This window comes from Mesorhizobium sp. WSM4848 (assembly GCF_055811375.1).
Genome location: NZ_JBVVPX010000031.1, coordinates 16,877 through 36,219, shown reverse-complemented (window position 1 = coordinate 36,219; position 19,343 = coordinate 16,877). Strand labels below are relative to the sequence as shown.

The following is a 19,343-nucleotide window of genomic DNA, read 5'->3' as shown; positions in this document are numbered from 1 at the left end:
TTCATGGCGCAGAAGACGATCGCGTTTTTTCCGGAAGCAGCCTACGGCCCGGCGCTCAATTCCGTCGGCATCGCCCAGGCGGTCGAGGCGCGCGGCCACAGAGCGGTGTTCCTGTCGGACCCCGGCTTCGTCGACGTCTACAAGGGCTACGGCTTCGAGGCGCATCCGGTGAACCTGTCCGAGCCGATGCCGCCCGAGCAGATGGCCAAGTTTTGGGAAGACTTCATTAACGGCCACATCCCGAATTTTCGCAAATCGCCCTACGACCAGGTCGACAACTACGTGAAGGACTGCTGGACGGCGATCGTCGACAGCGCCAAATGGGCTGAGAAGGACCTGCCCAGCGTGCTGGCGACGATCAAGCCCGAAATCATCTGCGTCGACAACGTCATCCTGTTCCCGGCGATCAAGCAGTATGGCAAGCCGTGGGTGCGCGTCATCTCCTGCTCGGAGAACGAGATCGAGGACGAGGACATCCCGCCGCATCTGTCCGGCTGCGGCGAGAACGACCACGCCTGCCATCAGCGCTACCGCGATCATTTCAACGCCGTCATCAAGCCGATTCATGACGATTTCAATGCGTTTTTGAAAGCGAACAACGAAGCGCCGTATCCGATCGGCCAGTTCTTCGAGGCCTCGCCCTACCTCAACCTGCTGCTTTATCCCGAGGCGGCAAAGTTCAAGCGCCGCCATCCGCTCGACCCGGCAAAATTCCAGTATCTGGAAGGCTGCGTGCGGCAGGAGAAGCCCTATACCGTGCCGACCTTTGCTGAGAACAATGACGGGCCGCTGCTCTACGTTTCGTTCGGCAGCCTTGGCGCCGGCGATGTCGACCTGCTGAAGCGCATCATCGCGACGCTGGCTAAGACGCGCTACCGGGCGCTGGTCAATGTCGGCGGCTACAAGGACCAATACGCGCAGGTACCGGGCAACGTCATCGTCGAGAGCTGGTTTCCGCAGCCCTCGGTGATCCCGCAGGTCGATGCGGTGATCCACCATGGCGGCAACAACTCGTTCACCGAGTGTCTCTACTTCGGCAAGCCGGCGATCATCATGCCCTATGTCTGGGATGGCCACGACAACGCGACCCGGGTCGAGGAGACCGGCCACGGCTTCGGCATGCCGCGCTACGACTGGAGCGATGCCGAGCTGATCGCCAAGATCGAAACCTGCCTGACCGACCCGGCGATCAAGACCAAGCTGGCCAAGACGTCGGCGCAGATGCAGGCGCAGAACGGCCCGGAGAAGGCGGCGGGGCTGCTGGAGAAACTGCTGTGAGTGCGATGCTCGACATGCCGAGCCAAGGCGCCCCCCTCTGTCCTGCCCTCTTTGCCAAAACTTGGCATCTCCCCCACTTGGGGGGAGATTGGCCGTCATCACTGATTTCGCCAATCACAAAGGTCGCAAGAAGAATGCCGTCGCCGGAGCTGCCCATCTCCCCCCTCGTGGGGGAGATGTCCGGCAGGACAGAGGGGGGCGCCGTAGAGCGAGGACCTATCGAAAATGAGCGTCGCACCAGCGGAACTCCCGCATGATCTCCTCCGCGCCGCATCTCCGCCAAGCCTCCACCCGCACCGACCTCGTCGACTGGGGCGCGCAGCCGAATGCGCTGGAAGCTGCTTCGCACTCCACCGGCAGGCTCGTCCACAAGGGGCCGAACAACCAGCCGGAATCCGGCATCTGGGTCTGCACCCCCGGCCGCTGGCGGCTGGCGATCCCGCGCGACGAACTGTGCCATTTCGTTGCCGGCCGCGCGACCTACCAATCGGACGACGGCGAGGTGATAGAAGTCTCCGCTGCCACGGTGGTCATGTTCCCGGCCGGCTGGGCGGGCGAATGCACCGTCCACGAGACCATTCGCAACATCTACATGCTGGCTTGAAGCCGGCCATTGGAGCTTCACGACATGCCGACGCCAATCATGAAATCGCCGCTTGCCCTCACCGACCTGGTCGATTGGGGCGTCATCCCCACCATGATCGAGGGAGACTCCCGCACCTCCGGCAAATTGCTGCACAAGGGACCTGAAGGCCGCTCGGAATGTGGGCTGTGGGTCTGCACGCCGGGCAAATGGCACTGCCACGTCACACGCGACGAATTTTGCCATTTCCTCGAGGGCCGCTGCACCTATGTCCACGAATCCGGCGAAGTCATCGAGATCGAACCGGACACGGCGGCGTTCTTTCCGCAGAACTGGAAGGGCGTCTGCACCATCCACGAGACCGTCAAGAAGGTCTACATGATCCGCTGAGCCTTCTCGATTATTCTAGCCCTGCCGGACACCTGACGCGGTTTTCTCCGCTTCCGATGCTCACCGACTCCAACGTCCGCTCCGCTTCGGTTCTCGAACCACGCCATCTGTCTCGGCAGGGCGAATTCTCAAAAAGGCTCTGCACACACGAGAGGACAGAATGGACTTTTCACCTGACCGGCCGGCCTTCTTCGTCAATCCGGATTATCGACCGATGACCGGTGCGGCAAACCCGGTAGTCGATCCGGCGACGCTGGAAACTGTCGGCGCGATCGCGGCTGCAGCCGACGGCGCGATCGACGCCGTGCTCACCGCTGCGGCCAGGGCGCAAGCTGCCTGGAAAAAGCTCGACGCCAAGAGCCGCGCCAGGCATCTGCATGCTGTCGCCAACGCCATCGAGGCGGCCGACTTCACGCGCTGCGCCGAACTGATGGTGCGCGAGATGGGCAAGCCCTATCCGGAAGCAATCGGCGAGATCGCCAATTGCGCACCGATCTTCCGCTACTACGCCGAAATGGCGCGCGACGACGCCGGCAAGATCGCCGGCACGACGCAGGCCGGATCGTTCCAGTATGCGCGCTACGAGCCCTACGGCACGTCGGTGCACATCATGCCCTACAATTTCCCGATCCTGTTGATGTGCTGGACCGTTGCCGCCTCGCTTGCCGCCGGCAATGCCTGTGTGATCAAGCCGGCCGAAGCGACGACATTGTCGACGCTGGACTACATGACCGTGTTCCGCTCCCTGCCTGAGGGCCTGGTTTCCTGCCTGCCCGGCACGGCGGCCACGGCGCAGGCTTTGATCGCCTCCGACCGCACCCATGCGGTTGCCTTCACCGGTTCGGTCGCCGCCGGCAAGGCAGTCGCCGTGGCCTGCGCCGAGCGCATGAAGCCTTGCGTCATCGAGGCCGGCGGCAGCGATCCGCTGATCATCAGCCGACACGCCCCGCTCGACGTGGCGGCCGCCGGCAGCGTCACCGCCGCCTTCCATCTCACCGGCCAGGTCTGCACCTCGGCCGAACGCTTTTTCGTCGTCGATGCCGTTCATGACCGCTTTGTCGAGCTGTTTGCGCAGAAGACACGGGCGCTGCGCATCGGCAACGGCCTCGACAAGACCGAGATCGGACCGCTGGTCAGCGAGGCGGCGCGGGCGAAAGTCATGCGGCTGGTCGACGATGCGATCCGCAGCGGCGCCAAGGCGATTACCGGCGGGCGTATTCCGCCGGCGCACAATGTCGGCTGGTTCTACGAGCCGACGATCCTGACCGGCGTCACCCCCGACATGGCGATCGTGCGCGAAGAATGTTTCGGACCGGTCGCCGCGATCTGCCGGGTCAAGGATTTCGACGAGGCGATAGCACTTGCCAATGACAGCCCGTTCGGGCTCGGCGCCTCGGTGTTCACCACTGATCTCGCCGAGGCGCATGAGGCTGCGGAGCGGCTTGAAGCCGGCATGGTCTGGGTCAACAATCCTCTGATCGACAATGACGCACTGCCGTTCGGCGGCTGGAAGGCGTCGGGCCTCGGCCGCGAGTTGGGACGCCAGGGGCTGGATGCCTTCCGCCGCTCCAAGATGGTGATCATCGATCACAAGCCGGCGATCCAGGACTGGTGGTATCCTTATCCCGACAGCTGGTTCCGCGAAGCCGGCGGCCGCAAGCACGTATGAGGTGACACAGGGTCAGCGCCGCCAAAGGGCCGCCACTTTAGCGCAGCGCTTTCTGCCCACCAGCGGCGGTGATGACGCCGACGATGATCAGTCCGGTCAGCAACAGCCGGACGCCGGCGCTGACGCCGAACGTGTTGAGCATGGTCAAGAGCAGCACCAGGAACAGGGCCGCGCCCCAGACGCCCGGCACATTGGCCTTGCCGCCGGCCACCGACGTGCCGCCGATGACGACGACGGCGATAGAGGCCAGCAGGTACTCATTGCCGATATCGACATTGGCGCCGCGGAAATAGCCGGCGAGCAGCGCCCCGTCGAGGCCGCCGAGCGCGCCCGACAGGGAGTAGGTGAGGAAGCGGATGCGGCCGACATTGACGCCGGCCAGCCACGCGGCGCGGATGTTCTGGCCGATCGCCAGCACCGAGCGACCATAGATCATGCGCTGCAGCGCGATCGCAGCACCGATGGTGAACAGCACGGTGAGGATCGCCAGCACCGGAATGCCAAGAATCTGCCAGTTGGTGAAACTGGCGAAGCCCGGCGGCGGCTTGATCTGCAAGCCGCGGCCATAGCTGATGTCGATCGACTGGATGATGAAGCTCGCCGACAGCGTGGCGATGATCGGCGGAATGCGCAGCGCCCAGATCAAGAGATAATTGGCGGCGCCGATCGCCATGCCGCAGGCCAGCGCCGCCAGCAGCCCGACGGCGATCATCGAATCGTTGCCGTCCATCACCTTCATGGCGACGGCGCTGGCGAGGCCAATATTGGCCGGCAGCGACAGGTCGACATTGCCCGGTCCGAGCGTGATGACGAACATCTGGCCGACACCGACGATGACGGTGAAGACGGCGAGCGAAAGTGCTGCCGTGATCATGCCGCCGCCGCCATATCCGCCGGTGAAGGTGATCGTCGCCAGCCACACCAGCAGCGCGCCGATGAAGGACCAGATCCAGGGTTTGGCGAGCAGCAATCGCAAAGATGCCATCGCTCATCTCTCCCTGCGGCTGATCAGCACCCGAGCCGCCAGCACGATGATGAGGATGGCGCCGTTGGCGGCCACCTGCCAATCGGGCGGGATGTGCATGAAGGTCAGCAGCGGCGACGCGGCAAGCGCCAGCGTCAGCGCGCCGATCACCGCGCCGATCGGCGATACCCGGCCGCCGACGAATTCGCCGCCGCCGAGGATGACGCCGGCGATCGACAGCAGCGTATAGCCCTTGCCGATATTGGCATCGGCCGAGGTGGTGATGCCGATCAGGGCCATGCCGGACAAAACGCCGAACAGGCCGGTCAATGCGAACAGCACGACCTTGGTCTTGAGCAGCGACCAGCCGGCACGGCTGAGGGCCGCGGCATTGCCGCCCGAGCCGCGCAGGATCACACCATACGAGGTGCGCATCAGCCCGAAATGGACGACCGCGGCAATCAGCAGCGCCGCAATGATCGGGAAGGGGATGAGAGGCGGCTTGAAGGCCATCAGCGACAGTAGCCAGTCCGGTGCCTTGCCGCCGGGCTTCGGCAGGATAAGGATGGCCAGACCCTGCCAGACAAAACTCATGCCGAGCGTCACCACGATTGAAGGCAGGTTGCGCAGATGGATCAGCGCGCCGAGCAGCGCATAGACGCCGATCGACCCGAGCAGGATCAAGACACCGACCAATGGCGCCTCCTTCAGCCACGTCGCCGTGACGCAGCCGACGAAGCCAACGAACGTGCCAATCGACAGGTCCAACTCGTTGCCGGCGATGACGAACATCTGCGCGATCGTCGCCAGGGCGATCGGGACCGCCAAATTGAGCATCAGACTGAAGCCGAAATAGCTGATGGCGCGCGGGTTGAGCCAGGCAATCGCCAGCAGCACCAGCACCAGCGACATCGCAGGCAGCAGCCCGCGGAGCAGGCGCGCCCGCGCCAGCGCGCCTCGCTCGGAGGAACTCCTGGGACCGGTCTCGATGGGTGCCGCCGTCATCTCAGGCCGCGTCGCCGAACGAGGACTGAATGATCTTTTCCTCGGTCAGCTCGTCGCGACCAAGCTTGGCGACGATCCGGCCGTTCTTGAAGACATAGATGTGATGGCAATTGTCGAGCTCTTCGGTTTCCGTGGTGTACCAGAGGAAGGTGCGGCCGCGGCCGGCCTCTTCGCGCACGAGGTCGTAGACTTCGAGCTTGGTGCCGATGTCGACGCCGCGCATCGGGTCGTCCATCAGCACGATCTTGGCGTCGGAACCGAGCGCCCGGGCAAACAGGACCTTCTGCTGGTTGCCGCCGGACAGCGAGAAAATGTTGTTGTTCATGTCAGGGGTGCGGATGCCGATTTTGCTTTGCCAGAAGGTTGCGAGTTCGGCTTCGCGCCGCGGCGAGATCAGCAGACCGTTGCGCAATCGCGCCAGCGAGCGGATGCCGATGTTTTGCGCAATCGACCATTGCGGAAAGATCCCGTCAGACTGGCGGTCGCCGGCCACCAGCGCTACCGGCGCGGTGACCACGATGCCGGTCTTGGCGCGCGCAGCGGCTGCGAAGATCGCCAGCAGCAGGTCGGTCTGGCCGTGGCCGGCAAGCCCGGCAAGGCCGATGATCTCGCCGGCATGCGCCACAAGCTCGTTGCCGTCCTGTTGCCGCGCCGGGCGGGCCCGAACCCGCAGCGACCCGGTCTCCGGCTTTTGGGTGGCGATTTCGGCCGCGATCTTCTCACGCGCTGCCGCTCCACCCATGGTGGTCACCAGCCTGTCGCGATCGAAAGCCTTAGCCGCATCCGACGCGACGACCTTGCCGTCGCGCATCACCACGATGCGGTCGGCATTCCCGAGCACCTCGCCCAGAACATGCGAAATCAGGATGCAGCTCTTGCCCGCGGCGACAAAGCGCCGGACGAAGGCCAGCAGCTGGCCGGCCGTGTGCGCATCGAGCGAGGATGTCGGCTCGTCGAGGATGACCAGCTCGAGCGGATCCTGCGTCACCGTGAAGGCGCGCGCCACCTCGACCATCTGCCGCCTGCCGATGGAGAGGTCGCTGGCGATATCGGCGGCGGAGATGCTGTGGCCCGGGAATATCTCGTCGAGCTTGGCCGCGATAAGATCGGCCGCCTTGCGCCGCCACCCGAAACCGCGCAGTGCCGGGTGGTTGATTCGGGTGTTCTCGGCAACGCTGAGGTTCGGGCACAGCGACAGTTCCTGGAACACGCAGCGTATGCCGAGTTGTTGGGCGCGCGGCACCGAATAATTATCCTCGATGCCGCCACGCACGGCGATCCGACCGCTGTCGGGCACGAGCGTGCCCGCCACCATATGCATGAGCGTCGACTTGCCCGCGCCATTGTGGCCGACGAGACCGACGCATTCGCCGGCGCCGACGTGGAAATTGACGCCGGCAAGCGCCCGAACGGCGCCGAAATGTATTTCGGCGCCGTCCAGCCTGACAATGTCCGCGTCACCCCTAGGCATCCCTAGCGATATCCGGTTGGCGATGCAGCTGGCAACGTGCCAAGCTCACTTGATGTTGGCTTTGATCGCCGCGATGGCGTCTTCCTGCGTGTATTCGTGGCTGGCGACGCCGCCCTTGGGGATGTTGGGCAGTTCGGCCTCGAAATTATCCTGGGTGAAGGCGAGGTATGGCACCAACAGGTCATGCGGCACATCGGTGCGGCCGTCGAGCACCTGCTGCGCCACCCAGAAGGCCAGCGACGACACGCCCGGCGCAATCGACGCCGACCAAGTCTGGTAGCCGTCCTTGTCCTTCTGTTCCTTCCACCACTGCAATTCGTCCTGGCGGTTGCCCATGATGATGGTCGGGCGCGGTTTGCCGGCGGCGGCGAAGGCCTGTGCCGCGCCATAGCCGTCGCCGCCCTGATCGACGACGCCGACGATTTCCGGCAGCGACGGCAGTATCGTCGCGACCGCCTTCTGCGCTGTGGTCTGGTCCCAGTCGCCGGTCACCGAACCGACGATCTTGAACTCGGGGTGGGCGGCGACGCCCTCCAGAATCCCGGCGTGGATGGCGTCGTCGATCGACGTGCCGGCAAGGCCGCGGATTTCCAGCAGATTGCCGCCCTCGGGATGGAACTTGGCCATCTGCTCGACTTCCTGCCTGCCCATGTCCTTGAAGTCGACGACGACGCGGTAGGCGCAGGGCTCGGTGACGATGCCGTCGAAGGAGACGACGACGATGCCGGCATCGCAGGCCTGCTTGACGGCGCCGTTGAGCGCGTCCGGCGAGGCGGCGTTGATGACGATGGCGTCATAGCCTTGCAGGATCAGGTTCTGAACCTGGGCTGCTTGGGTCGGCACTTCCTTGTCGGCCGTCGTGAAGATGTCCGCGGCGGCGACCACCCCGTCGGCGACCGCCTTCTTGGTGACGATGGCATAGCTGTCGAGCATCGCCTGCCGCCACGAATTGCCGGCATAATTGTTGGAAAAGGCGATCTTCTTGTCGCTGGTGTCGGCAAACGCGGTGCCTGACGCGAACATCGCCGCAAGGGCGCTCAAGACGAGTAGCTTCTTCATCTGTTATCCTCCCATGGATTGCTGGTCGTTGTTGGCTGCTGGTGACTGTTTTGACGTCCCTCGTTTCAATATTGCTCTTGTTTCAATATTGTCAGACAAATTTAGATGGGCGCACTTGTCAACAGCGATCGATGGCGGTTTGACGATCAACTTGCGGTGCAATGATTGAAAAGGCTGCGGCTCCTGGTTTAGGGGTGGGCAGGAGATCGAAAATCGAGATGGCAGGGACGCCGACTGATGCGCTGGGCGCACCCGGAATTCCGGCGCGCTGGACGTCGAGCGCCAAGAGCGGCGTCGGAACGGCGCTTTCGCCGGCCTGCCCTGTCAGGTTCACGATCAGCCACGGCATCCTCAACGAGGTCTATTATCCCCGCCTCGACAGCGCCTGCACCCGAGACATGGGACTGGTCGTCACCGGCCCCGGCTTCTATTTCTCGGAAGAAAAGCGCGATGCCGTGCACAGCGTCGAGCCGTTCGAGGATGGGGTGCCCGCCTACAGGCTGGTCAACACCGCCGCCACCTACCGGATCGAAAAGCGCATCGTTACGGACCCGGAACGTCCTGCTCTGCTGCAGGAAATCAGCTTCACGCCGCTGAGAGGCACGGTTGCCGACTACCGCGTCTACGCGCTGCTGGCGCCACATCTGGTCAACGCCGGCATGGCCAACACCGCCTGGGTCGGCGACCACGAGGGAAGGCCTGTCCTGTTTGCCTCGGGACGTGGCGTCTGCCTGGCGCTCGCCTCGTCGCTGCCCTGGGGAGAATGCTCGGCCGGCTATGTCGGTGTCTCCGACGGCTGGCAGCAACTCCGTCGTGACGGCCGGCTCGACCCGGCCTGCCGCAGGGCCGAGGACGGCAATGTCGCGCTGACCGGCGAGATCGGCTTTTCGGCCGCGAACCCGAAGGCGTTGCTGGCGCTGGGTTTCGGAGCGACGCCGCAAGAGGCGGCGGAAAATGCCTCGGCCAGTCTGAAGCGGGGTTTTGAGCCCACGGCCAAATCCTTTATCGAAAAATGGCGCAAATGGCAGGCTGGTTTGCTGCCGCTGGACCGGCATGTAGGAGGGATCAACACCTATCGCCTCAGCACGGCGGTTCTGGCAACGCATCGCTCATCCACTGGCGCGGCCGTCGCCAGCCTGTCGATCCCGTGGGGCTTCAGCAAGGGCGACGACGATATCGGCGGCTATCATCTGGTCTGGCCGCGCGACCTGGTCGAAACCGCGGGCGGCTTCCTCGCCGCCGGCGATCCGGCGCAAGCGCTTGAGATCCTCGCCTATCTCCGCTCGATCCAGCAGCCGGATGGGCATTGGCCGCAGAACGCCTGGCTCGACGGATCGGCCTATTGGCCGGGCATCCAGATGGACGAATGCGCGTTTCCGCTGCTGCTCGCAGACGCGCTGCGCCGGGCTGGGCATCTGGCAGACGCCGCGTTGCTCTCCTTCATGCCGATGATCGAGCGCGCCGCTTCCTATGTCGTGCGCAACGGTCCCGTCACCGGCGAAGACCGCTGGGAAGAGGATGCCGGCTACAGTCCGTTCACGCTCGCCGTCGAAATCGCCGCCCTGCTCGCCGCGGCCGACATGTTCGAAACTTGCGGCAAAGCAGAGCCGGCAAATTATTTGCGTGAAACCGCCGATGTCTGGAACGACCAGATCGAGCGCTGGACTTATGTCGCCGGCACTCCACTCGGTGAAGAGGTCGGCGTCGCGGGCTACTACGTCCGCATCGCACCGCCCGACACCGCCGGTGCGGCGTCGCCGAAAGACGGCTATGTGCCGATCAAGAACCGGCCGCCCGGCGATACCGACCAGCCGGCCGAGGCGATCGTCAGCCCGGATGCGCTGGCGCTTGTCCGCTTCGGCCTCAGGGCCGCCGATGATCCGCGCATCGTCGACACCGTCAAGGTCATCGATGCGCGGCTGCGCTGCGACCTGCCGCAGGGGCCCGTCTGGTATCGCTATACCAGCGACGGCTATGGCGAGCACGCCGACGGCGCGCCCTTCGACGGGACCGGCCAGGGCCGGCCCTGGCCGCTGCTGGTCGGCGAGCGCGCCCATTACGAACTGGCGGCGGGACGCAAGGACAAAGCAGCGAGCCTGTTAAAGACCCTGGAGGATTGTGCCGGGCCCGGAGGCCTGCTGCCGGAGCAGGTCTGGGATGGTCCCGACATGGCCGAACACGAACTGCGGCACGGCGGGCCGTCGGGCAGCGCCATGCCGCTGGTCTGGGCGCATTCGGAGCATATCAAGCTGCTGCGCTCGCTCAATGACGGCGCCGTCTTCGACATGCCGCGGCAAGGCGTGAAGCGCTACATCGAGGACAGGACCGCGGCGCCGCGCCGGACATGGCGCTTCAATCACAAGCTCCGCGCCATTCCCGCCGGCAAGCTGCTGCGCGTCGAACTGCTGACGCGGGCGGTGGTGCATTGGAGCAGCGACGATTGGGCGACCGTCCATGACGCGGAGACGACCGAGAATGCCTTCGGCATCCACCTCACGGACCTGCCCGTTGCCGATGTCCCGCTTGGCAATATGATCGTCTTTACTTTTTTCTGGCCCGATGCCGGCCGTTGGGAGAAGGTCGACTTTTCCATCGGTATCGACAAGCTGGACTAGAGCATGATCCCGAACCGAAGGTCCGCGTTAGCGAAAAGTGGAAACCGGTTTTCGGAAAAGATCATGCTCCAACGATAGAGCAATAGATCTTCTATCCCTCAAGAAGCAGGACGAAAAACATGCAGATCGGAATGATGGGACTGGGCAGGATGGGCGCCAACATGGTGCGGCGCCTGCTGCGCGATGGCCACGAATGCGTGGTCTACGACATCAACCCGGCCAGCGTTGAAGCCCTTGTGACGGCTGGCGCGATCGGAGCCGCTTCGATGGAGGAGTTCGCCGGCAAGCTGACCAAGCCGCGCAGCGCCTGGCTGATGCTGCCGGCGGCGATCACCAGCCGGATCGTCGACCAGGTGGCCGACCTGATGGAGCCGGGCGACATCATCGTCGACGGCGGCAATTCCTATTATCACGAGGCTGTCGACCATGCAGCGCGCCTGGCATTGAAAGGCCTGAACTATGTCGATGTCGGCACCAGCGGCGGCGTCTGGGGCCTCGAGCGCGGCTATTGCCTGATGATCGGCGGCCCCGACCGCGCGGTCCAGCATCTCGATCCGGTCTTCGCCACCCTGGCGCCAGGCGCCGACGCCGGGGCGCCTGCCCCCGGCAAGGATGCAGGAACCGCCCCGTTCGGCTATCTCCACTGCGGACCGAGCGGCGCCGGTCATTTCGTCAAGATGGTCCACAACGGCATCGAGTACGGCGTCATGGCCGCCTATGCCGAGGGCATGAACATCCTGAGGTCGGCGAATGCCGGTAAGCGACAGCGGACGGCCGACGCCGAAACCAGTCCATTGGAAAACCCTCAATACTACCAGTTCGACATCGATATCGCCGAGGTAGCCGAGGTCTGGCGGCATGGCAGCGTCATCGGCTCATGGCTGCTCGACCTCACGGCAGGCGCGTTGAAGGCCGATTCGAGGCTGACGCAGTTCGGCGGACGGGTTTCGGATTCCGGCGAAGGCCGCTGGACGCTGAAGGCGGCGATCGACACCGGCGTGCCGGCGCCGGTTCTGTCCTCGGCCCTGTTCGACCGGTTCTCCTCGCAAGGCGAATCCGAATTCGCCGACAAGCTGCTGTCCGCCATGCGCTATGCCTTTGGCGGCCATGTCGAAAAGCCGAAGACCGGCTCGTGACGGGGAAGACACGCTCATGAACCAGGAACGGTCCGACACGCTGGTGCTTTTCGGGGCGACCGGCGACCTCGCCCACAAAAAAATCTTCCCGGCACTTTATGCCATGGCGGCCAAGGGAACGCTCGCCGAGCCGGTGATCGGCGTCGCTTTCGACGCTTGGGACCTGAAGCAGTTGCAAGAGCGCGCCCGCGACGGCATCGTTAGGGACATCGGCAAGGTCGACGAAAAAATCTTTGCGAAACTTGCCTCGCTGCTTCGCTATGTCAGCGGCGACTACCGCAGCGCGGCGACATTCGAGAAGCTGAAAAGCGCGCTCGGAACCGCGCAGCACCCGCTGCACTATCTGGCGGTGCCGCCGACCATGTTCGAGACGGTCATCCAGGGGCTGGAGCAGTCGGGCGCAGCCCAGGGCGCGCGTCTGATGGTGGAAAAGCCTTTCGGTCACGATCTGCAATCGGCGCGCTGGCTGAACCGGGTCCTGCACCTGGTGTTCGACGAGCAGTCGATCTTTCGCATCGACCATTATCTCGGCAAGGAGGCGATCCAGAACCTACTCTATTTCCGCTTCGCCAATTCCTTTCTCGAACCGATCTGGAACCGCAATTTCGTCGAGAGCGTGCAGATCACCATGGCCGAGGATTTCGGCGTCGAAGGCCGCGGCCGCTTCTACGACGAGGTCGGCTGCATCCGCGATGTCATCGAGAACCATCTGCTCAACATCCTGCTGCTGCTGGCCATGGAGCCGCCCGTTGGCCGCTCGGCCGACGATCTGATCGACGAGAAGGTGCAGGTGCTGCGGGCGATCCGGACGCTGACCAGGGACGATGTCGTGCGCGGCCAATTCAAAGGCTATCTCAGCGAGCCGGGCGTCGCGCCGAATTCGCCGGTCGAGACCTTCGCGGCGGTGCGTTTCTTCGTCGACACCTGGCGCTGGCGGGACGTGCCCTTCTTCATCCGTGCCGGCAAATGCATGCCGGTGCACGCCACCGAGGTCATCGTGCGTTTGAAGCGGCCGCCGCTCGACGTCTTCGACCCGATCAAGCCGGGCGACGCCAACTACGTGCGCTTCCGCATCGACCCGCAGGTGGCGATCTCGATCGGCGCCCAGCGCAAGGCCGCTGGTGACGACATGGTCGGCGAGCAGGTCGAACTCACCGCGCTCGACGACAGCAAGGGCGACATGCCGCCCTATGAGCGGCTGATCGGCGACGCCATGAACGGCAACGGCCAGCTGTTCACCCGCCAGGACGCCAGCGAGCTCGCCTGGCGGATCGTCGGCCCGGTGCTGGGCGACACCACCCCGCCACAGCTTTATGAGCCGGGGACGTGGGGCCCGGCCGATGCGATGGCCGGGTTCGGACCGCCGAACGGCTGGATCAATCCGGCGAAATGAACTCGGAGGCGACGCAATGGCCAAAGCGGCGAAAGAGCCGGCACGGGACAGCGACAAGATCGTGCTTGCGATCGATATTGGCGGCTCCCATGTCAAGATCCTCACCAGCGCCGGCGGCGAGGAGCGCAGAACGGATTCCGGGCACGGCCTGACGCCGCAGCAGATGATCGCGGCCGTGCAGACGCTCGCCGATGGCTTGCCCTATGATGTCATCTCGATGGGTTATCCCGGCCCGGTGCACCACAACAGGCCGCTGACTGACCCTGCCAATCTCGGCGAGGGCTGGGTCGGATTTGACTTCGCAACGCAGTTCGGCAAGCCGGTGAAGGTGGTCAACGACGCGCTGATGCAGGCCATCGGCAGCTACGAAGGCCGGCGGATGCTGTTCCTCGGCCTCGGGACGGGGCTCGGTACTGCCATGATTGTCGACAATGTCGCCCAGCCGATGGAACTCGCGCATCTTCCCTACAAGAAGGGCGGCAGTTTTGAGGATTATGTCGGCGAACGCGGCCTTGAAAAGCGCGGCAAGAAGAAATGGCGCAAACACGTGTTCGACGTCGTCGAGCGGCTGCGCGCCGCCCTGCAGCCTGACTATGTGGTCATCGGCGGCGGCAATGTCGACAAACTGGACGAATTGCCTGCCGGTTGCAGGCGCGGCGACAACACACGCGCCTTCGAAGGTGGATTTCGACTGTGGCGCGACAAATCCCTGGTTGTCTGATATTATGGGGGTTTAGGGCCAGACCTGTTGATCTGGCCTGTCCGTTAGTATTGTTATTCAAAATAATGTGTGGCTTGGTACGGCGTCATTGCGTTACGCAGATTTGCCGACTAGGAATTCTGCGACCCCACCAACGGAGAAAATAGATTGACCGACGACAGCAACAAAGCCCGCAAGGACATCGACCTTCTCGAACTGACCGCTCACATCGTGTCCGCTTACGTCGAGAAGAACCGCTTGCCCGCTTCCGGCCTCGGCGATCTCATCGCCAGCGTCAGCGCGTCGATAGGTGGGCTCGGACAGCCCGCCGTTCCGGTCGCAGCACCGCTGATCCCGGCGGTTAATCCCAAGAAATCGGTGACGCCAGACTACATCATCTGCCTCGAAGACGGCAAGAAGTTCAAATCCCTGAAGCGCCATATCGGCGTTCATTTCGGGCTGACGCCGGATGCCTATCGCGCCAAATGGGGCTTGCCGGCCGACTATCCGATGGTCGCCCCCACCTACGCGGCCTCGCGCTCGCAGTTGGCGAAGGCGATCGGCCTTGGCCGCAAGGCCGCCCCGCCGGCGCCGGTCAAGAAGACCAGGAAGCCCAAGGCCACGGTCTGACGCATTCGAAGCCGCCCTTGACGCTGGAGATTGGCGAAAGCCGTCGCGACGTCCAATCTCCCCCCTTGAGGGGGAGATGCCAATTTGTGGCAAAGAGGGCAGGACAGAGGGGGGTGCGGGGGGAACTCGACCTGCGCGCCTGACAGCCTCTCCACCTCCGCCGAGCTGTGCAATAGCATGGTAGCCGGAAATCCTTGATCCAGAGCGGATTTTGGCGCGCGCCTCGCACCGAACTGCGTTAAAAGCGCTGTGGTCGGACTAGCGCCCTCATGGAAGTGCCCCGCCGGCCGACTTCCTTGCCACGGGGCCTGATTCATGACACCCGAACCTCACGCACCGCCCGACCGGCGCTATGCCGCCTTCCGGCACAAACCCTTCCTGAGCTATTGGGCGGCGCGCTTCCTCGCCACATTCGCCACCCAGATCGTATCCGTCGCCGTCGGCTGGCAGGTGTACGACCTGACCCGCGATCCGTTCGATCTCGGCCTTGTCGGCGTTGTCCAGTTCCTGCCTTCGCTGCTGCTGGTGCTGATCACCGGGGTGGTCGCCGACCGTTTCGGCCGCCGTCTGATCATGGCGCTGATGGTGCTGCTGGAGGCGATCTGCGCGCTGGCCCTGCTGCTGTTGACGCTGCGCGGTCTTAGCGGACCGGGATTGATCTTCGGCGTGCTCGCCATGTTCGGCATCGCGCGCGCCTTCTTCGGACCGGCTGCAGCGTCGCTGTTCGCCAACCTTGTGCCACCAGAGGATTTCGGCAACGCGATCGCCTGGAATTCGTCTGCCTGGCAGACCGCGACCATCGTCGGACCGGTCGCCGGCGGCTTGCTCTACGGGCTCTCGGCGCAAGCGGCATACGGCACCGCTGCCGTTTTGATGTTTGTCGCCGCGGTGCTGGTCTTCACCATCCCAAAACCTGCCCAGCGCAGCGAGACCGACAGGCCGACGATGCAGGCCCTGTTTGCCGGCTTCGGCTATATCTGGAGCGAGAAGATCGTGCTCGGCGCCATTTCGCTCGATTTGTTCGCAGTGCTTTTGTCCGGCGCCACGGCGCTGCTGCCGGTCTATGCGCGCGACATCCTCGAACTCGGCCCATGGGGCCTGGGACTGTTGCGTTCGGCACCGGGGATCGGCGCCATCTGCGTTGCCATCTGGCTGGCCGGACATCCGATCCGCAACCATGCCGGCGTGGTCATGCTCGGCTTCGTCGCGCTGTTCGGCGCCTTCACGGTGCTGTTCGGCCTTTCCACCATCACCTGGTTGTCGATCGCGGCGCTCGCCTTGCTCGGCGCCGCCGACATGTTCAGCGTCTACATCAGAGAGACGCTGATCCAGCTGTGGACGCCGGACGAGGTTCGCGGCCGCGTCAACGCCGTCAATCAGGTTTTCGTCGGCGCCTCCAACGAGCTTGGCGAATTCCGCGCCGGCACCATGGCGGCATTGATCGGCACCGTGCCCGCGGTGGTGATCGGCGGCGTCGGCGCAGTCGTTGTCGCCGGGCTGTGGGCGGTGCTGTTCCCGCAGCTGCGCAAGGTCCGCCACCTCAACGGGCGAAACTGACCCGGGGCGCACTGATCCGGGCAAAACCAGATCACGACAGCGCCGGCTTGCCGAAGATCGTCTGCAGGAATTCGCCGAGCCAGCGTTTCAGATGCATGTCCCAGATCAGCCGGCCGCCGAGGTGATCGCGACCGGGCTGCGCGCCGGGCAACTCGAAGCGATGCGCGCCGCGAACGACCCAGCGCTGCATCATCGCCCTGGTCAATTCGCCATGGAACTGGATGCCCCAGGCATTGTCGCCATAACGAAAGGCCTGGTTGGGATAGGTTTCGGCGGTCGCCAGCAGCGTCGCGTCCTTCGGCAGCGAAAAGCCCTCGCGGTGAAACTGATAGACCATCTCAGGCCAGCGCATCAGCTTCCGGCCCGCCTCGGTCGCTGTCAGCGGATACCAGCCGATCTCGACCAGCCCCTCGCCATGACCCTCGACCTTGCCGCCAAGATGATTGACCAGCATCTGCGCGCCGAGGCAGATGCCGAGCAACGGCCGGTTCTCCCTGAGCGGAATTTTTAGCCAGTCGGTCTCACGGCGGACGAAGTCGTCCTCGTCATTGGCGCTCATTGGTCCGCCGAACACCACGGTTCCGGCATGACCGTCCAGTGTTTCCGGCAAGGCGTCGCCGAGCGGCGGGCAGCGGAGATCGAGCTCGAAGCCTTCTTCGATAAGCATGTGGCCGACGCGCCCGGGGCTCGAACTCTCCTGATGCAGCACGATCAGGATTTTTGGTCTCGGCCTCGGCGTGGATGGCATGGGGGATCCCGTCTATTCGTCGCTCGACGTTCCAGCGGCGCCCGGCACTTCGGCGGCCGCCTTGCGGCGTGCCTCGACGCGGTCGTGGCGTTCGACATCCATCAGCTCGGCGACCCGCCAGACGATATTGTCCTCGAGCTCGTGCAATTCGCCATCGGCATAGACGATTTCCCACATCAGGCCGATGAAGGCTTTGCGCGCGTCTGGATCGAGCTGGCGCTTCAATATGCTGGTGAAGGCGTAGAGGTCGATCGCCTCATTGTCGGCCCGCTCGCCGGCAGCGGCAAGCGCGTCGAGCTCGTCGCCGCTGATCGAATAGCTTTCCGCCAGCACCGTCTTGAACCGCTCCCATTCGGCATCTTGACGCACGCCGTCAGCACTCATCACATGGTAGAGAAGGGCGGATGCGGCAACGCGCGGATCATCGGCGTTGTTGCGGGCGCTGCCGGCTGCCGGCAGGTCTATCAGAAACGACAGAACGCGTTCGAACATGTGATTCTTACTTCCCATCAGGCAAAACTATCAAGCGCAGCCAAATCAAAACAATCGAAACTTGCGCGGTTTTTGGTCTTCGTCGTCCGGATCGACGCCGGGATCGTCTGGCAGCCGGGCCATTTCCTCCGCCGGTTCGACAGCGTCGCCATCCGGCGGCACCGCGGCAGACGCCGTGGCGGTGACCGGCGCAACATCGCCTACGCCAGTTTCCGATGCCGCCGCGGTGGTCGGCCTTTCGGCCGATCCAGCGGGGTTCAACTCGATTACATTTTCCTTTGCCGGCTTCGTTGGCGCCGCAATTGTCGGCACCGCGGCGTCCGGGGCATCCTCGTCACTGTCGATGAGCTGGCCAAGCCGCTCCATCGGCGCACGCCACTCGAACGCGTCGAGCTTGCCGGTGATCGGCGACACCGGCGCCCAGCGTTCGGAGACGACGCCGTCGGCGACCCAGGCCGGATCGCCCGGTGCACGCACTGCCTTGGACAAAAGCTGCCGCACCTTGCCCTGATCGCCGGTCTCGGCCTCCTCGATGTCGGCCAGAAGCAGATAGGCGCCTTCGCGGCGATCCATGCGGATAGCCGCCTCGGCCTCTTTGCGGGCGGCCGAAAAGTCCTGCGCGTCGAGCGCGGCGCGCGCCACCGCCAGCGACGATTCGGCGTGGTTCTTCTTCATCTCCTGCAGCTTCCTTGCCCGGTTCAGCCGGTCGAGCACGGCATCGCCTGGCCGGGCATGGGTGTAAAGCTCGGCGATCTCTGGATGCGGCTCGGCTTTCCACGCCGTTTCGAGGATCTTCGCGCCCTTGCGCACATCATTCTGTCTGAGCAGCAGTTTGGCTGCGATCACCGCCGCCGGCGCGAAATCCGGCCGCAGCCGGTTGGCCTCCAGAGCAGCGGTTTTGGCGGCATTGGGATCGCTGTCGATCAGCGCCTGCGCCTTGGCGGTGAGCAGCACGGCGCGACGCCGGTTGGCGGCATCGCGCTCGATCTGTCGCGTCGATTTCTGCGCCTCGACCAGTTTCAGCGCGCCGTCCCAGTCGCCGCGACCGGTCAGGTCTTCCAATGTCGATTCGGCGGCCCAGGCCAGCTGCGGCGCCATCGCGGCGGCGCGGCCGGCGTAGTGCCGCGCCGCGTTGCGATCGCCGAGGCGTTCGGCCTCAAGATAAAGCCCGCGCAGGCCGAGCAGCCGCATTTCGGGATCGTCGAGCATGGTTTCGAACTTTTCGCGGGCACCCTCATGGTCGCCTTCGAGCAGCGAGGCTTGCGCCTCCAGCAATTGGATCAGCGGCTCCTGGTCGGAGCGGATTAGCTTTGCCGCTTCCTTGGTCTTCTTGCGGGCGAGCGCTCCGTCACCGGCGCCGGCGGCAATCATGCCGGTCGACAGCGCCTGGTAGCCACGATCGCGACGGCGCACACGGAAATAGCGCGAAATGGTGTAGGGGCTGTTCCACAGCGCCTTCAGCAGCCACCAGACGATCATCACTGCGGCTACCACGGCAACGACCGCCACCGCCGCCACCATCAGGCTGACCTGGTATTGATAGCCGCTGAAGGTGACGACCATCTCGCCCGGCCGGTCGGCCAGCCAGGCGAAACCCAGCCCGAGCGAGAAAACAACGGCGAGGAAAAGCAGAATGCGAATCATCAGGTTGCC

Annotated in this window: 17 protein-coding genes; 10 read left to right on the top strand and 7 right to left on the bottom strand. The window is 64.4% G+C overall.

What is annotated here, in order from left to right:
- Positions 1-3: 3 nt before the first annotated feature.
- From AC0L16_RS24500 to AC0L16_RS24485, 4 genes are all read left to right on the top strand, one after another.
- The gene (locus tag AC0L16_RS24500; protein ID WP_473623800.1) at positions 4-1,278 is read left to right on the top strand and encodes a nucleotide disphospho-sugar-binding domain-containing protein; all 1,275 of its coding nucleotides are present in this window, start codon (positions 4-6) and stop codon (positions 1,276-1,278) included.
- Positions 1,279-1,531: 253 nt separating this feature from the next.
- Positions 1,532-1,882, top strand: a complete 351-nt coding sequence (locus AC0L16_RS24495; RefSeq protein ID WP_473623798.1) for a cupin domain-containing protein — start codon at positions 1,532-1,534, stop codon at positions 1,880-1,882.
- 24 nt (positions 1,883-1,906) lie between these two features.
- Positions 1,907-2,251, top strand: a complete 345-nt coding sequence (locus AC0L16_RS24490) for a cupin domain-containing protein (protein WP_473623797.1) — start codon at positions 1,907-1,909, stop codon at positions 2,249-2,251.
- A gap of 160 nt (positions 2,252-2,411) precedes the next feature.
- A complete protein-coding gene (locus AC0L16_RS24485) occupies positions 2,412-3,920 on the top strand; it encodes an aldehyde dehydrogenase family protein (RefSeq protein ID WP_473623796.1) in 1,509 nt (502 codons plus the stop codon).
- 37 nt (positions 3,921-3,957) lie between these two features.
- Here AC0L16_RS24485 and AC0L16_RS24480 read toward each other — a convergent pair whose 3' ends face one another.
- The 4 genes from AC0L16_RS24480 to AC0L16_RS24465 are packed head-to-tail and all read right to left on the bottom strand — an operon-like array spanning position 3,958 to position 8,419.
- Positions 3,958-4,905, bottom strand: coding sequence for an ABC transporter permease (locus AC0L16_RS24480; RefSeq protein WP_473623794.1), 948 nt, complete (start codon positions 4,903-4,905; stop codon positions 3,958-3,960).
- Positions 4,906-4,908: 3 nt separating this feature from the next.
- A complete protein-coding gene (locus tag AC0L16_RS24475; protein ID WP_473623793.1) occupies positions 4,909-5,889 on the bottom strand; it encodes an ABC transporter permease in 981 nt (326 codons plus the stop codon).
- A 1-nt stretch (position 5,890) separates the two neighbouring features.
- Entirely contained in the window at positions 5,891-7,360 is a 1,470-nt protein-coding gene (locus tag AC0L16_RS24470; RefSeq protein ID WP_473623792.1) for an ATP-binding cassette domain-containing protein, read from the bottom strand.
- A 45-nt stretch (positions 7,361-7,405) separates the two neighbouring features.
- Complete coding sequence (locus AC0L16_RS24465) at positions 7,406-8,419, bottom strand: substrate-binding domain-containing protein (protein WP_473623790.1); 1,014 nt, start codon at positions 8,417-8,419, stop codon at positions 7,406-7,408.
- Between the two features lie 218 nt (positions 8,420-8,637).
- Between AC0L16_RS24465 and AC0L16_RS24460 the strand changes: the two genes are divergently transcribed.
- From AC0L16_RS24460 to AC0L16_RS24435, 6 genes are all read left to right on the top strand, one after another.
- Positions 8,638-11,034, top strand: a complete 2,397-nt coding sequence (locus AC0L16_RS24460) for a glucan 1,4-alpha-glucosidase (protein WP_473623789.1) — start codon at positions 8,638-8,640, stop codon at positions 11,032-11,034.
- Positions 11,035-11,153: 119 nt separating this feature from the next.
- Positions 11,154-12,170 (top strand): phosphogluconate dehydrogenase (NAD(+)-dependent, decarboxylating), encoded by a 1,017-nt coding sequence (gnd, locus tag AC0L16_RS24455; protein ID WP_473623788.1) that lies wholly within the window; start codon positions 11,154-11,156, stop codon positions 12,168-12,170.
- A 16-nt stretch (positions 12,171-12,186) separates the two neighbouring features.
- Positions 12,187-13,563 (top strand): glucose-6-phosphate dehydrogenase, encoded by a 1,377-nt coding sequence (zwf, locus tag AC0L16_RS24450; protein WP_473623786.1) that lies wholly within the window; start codon positions 12,187-12,189, stop codon positions 13,561-13,563.
- Positions 13,564-13,579: 16 nt separating this feature from the next.
- The gene (locus tag AC0L16_RS24445) at positions 13,580-14,284 is read left to right on the top strand and encodes an ROK family protein (RefSeq protein ID WP_473623785.1); all 705 of its coding nucleotides are present in this window, start codon (positions 13,580-13,582) and stop codon (positions 14,282-14,284) included.
- A 147-nt stretch (positions 14,285-14,431) separates the two neighbouring features.
- On the top strand, positions 14,432-14,893 hold the full coding sequence (locus AC0L16_RS24440) for a Ros/MucR family transcriptional regulator (RefSeq protein ID WP_023800548.1): 462 nt from the start codon (positions 14,432-14,434) through the stop codon (positions 14,891-14,893).
- 315 nt (positions 14,894-15,208) lie between these two features.
- A complete protein-coding gene (locus tag AC0L16_RS24435; RefSeq protein WP_473623784.1) occupies positions 15,209-16,450 on the top strand; it encodes an MFS transporter in 1,242 nt (413 codons plus the stop codon).
- Between the two features lie 31 nt (positions 16,451-16,481).
- Here the strand turns inward: AC0L16_RS24435 and AC0L16_RS24430 are convergent, their stop codons facing one another.
- Genes AC0L16_RS24430 through AC0L16_RS24420 form a run of 3 tightly spaced genes read right to left on the bottom strand, consistent with a single transcriptional unit; the run spans position 16,482 to position 19,334 of the window.
- Positions 16,482-17,198, bottom strand: coding sequence for a glutamine amidotransferase (locus AC0L16_RS24430; RefSeq protein WP_473623782.1), 717 nt, complete (start codon positions 17,196-17,198; stop codon positions 16,482-16,484).
- Between the two features lie 12 nt (positions 17,199-17,210).
- On the bottom strand, positions 17,211-17,690 hold the full coding sequence (locus tag AC0L16_RS24425) for a tellurite resistance TerB family protein (protein WP_473623781.1): 480 nt from the start codon (positions 17,688-17,690) through the stop codon (positions 17,211-17,213).
- A gap of 45 nt (positions 17,691-17,735) precedes the next feature.
- Positions 17,736-19,334, bottom strand: coding sequence for a heme biosynthesis HemY N-terminal domain-containing protein (locus AC0L16_RS24420; protein WP_473623780.1), 1,599 nt, complete (start codon positions 19,332-19,334; stop codon positions 17,736-17,738).
- Between the last annotated feature and the right edge of the window lie 9 nt (positions 19,335-19,343).

Coding starts and splice junctions, on each gene's coding strand:
- AC0L16_RS24500 (WP_473623800.1), top strand. CDS start 4: ATGGCGCAGAAGACGATCGCGTTTTTTCCGGAAGCAGCCTACGGCCCG.
- AC0L16_RS24495 (WP_473623798.1), top strand. CDS start 1,532: ATGATCTCCTCCGCGCCGCATCTCCGCCAAGCCTCCACCCGCACCGAC.
- AC0L16_RS24490 (WP_473623797.1), top strand. CDS start 1,907: ATGCCGACGCCAATCATGAAATCGCCGCTTGCCCTCACCGACCTGGTC.
- AC0L16_RS24485 (WP_473623796.1), top strand. CDS start 2,412: ATGGACTTTTCACCTGACCGGCCGGCCTTCTTCGTCAATCCGGATTAT.
- AC0L16_RS24480 (WP_473623794.1), bottom strand. CDS start 4,905: ATGGCATCTTTGCGATTGCTGCTCGCCAAACCCTGGATCTGGTCCTTC.
- AC0L16_RS24475 (WP_473623793.1), bottom strand. CDS start 5,889: ATGACGGCGGCACCCATCGAGACCGGTCCCAGGAGTTCCTCCGAGCGA.
- AC0L16_RS24470 (WP_473623792.1), bottom strand. CDS start 7,360: ATGCCTAGGGGTGACGCGGACATTGTCAGGCTGGACGGCGCCGAAATA.
- AC0L16_RS24465 (WP_473623790.1), bottom strand. CDS start 8,419: ATGAAGAAGCTACTCGTCTTGAGCGCCCTTGCGGCGATGTTCGCGTCA.
- AC0L16_RS24460 (WP_473623789.1), top strand. CDS start 8,638: ATGGCAGGGACGCCGACTGATGCGCTGGGCGCACCCGGAATTCCGGCG.
- gnd (WP_473623788.1), top strand. CDS start 11,154: ATGCAGATCGGAATGATGGGACTGGGCAGGATGGGCGCCAACATGGTG.
- zwf (WP_473623786.1), top strand. CDS start 12,187: ATGAACCAGGAACGGTCCGACACGCTGGTGCTTTTCGGGGCGACCGGC.
- AC0L16_RS24445 (WP_473623785.1), top strand. CDS start 13,580: ATGGCCAAAGCGGCGAAAGAGCCGGCACGGGACAGCGACAAGATCGTG.
- AC0L16_RS24435 (WP_473623784.1), top strand. CDS start 15,209: ATGACACCCGAACCTCACGCACCGCCCGACCGGCGCTATGCCGCCTTC.
- AC0L16_RS24430 (WP_473623782.1), bottom strand. CDS start 17,198: ATGCCATCCACGCCGAGGCCGAGACCAAAAATCCTGATCGTGCTGCAT.
- AC0L16_RS24425 (WP_473623781.1), bottom strand. CDS start 17,690: ATGTTCGAACGCGTTCTGTCGTTTCTGATAGACCTGCCGGCAGCCGGC.
- AC0L16_RS24420 (WP_473623780.1), bottom strand. CDS start 19,334: ATGATTCGCATTCTGCTTTTCCTCGCCGTTGTTTTCTCGCTCGGGCTG.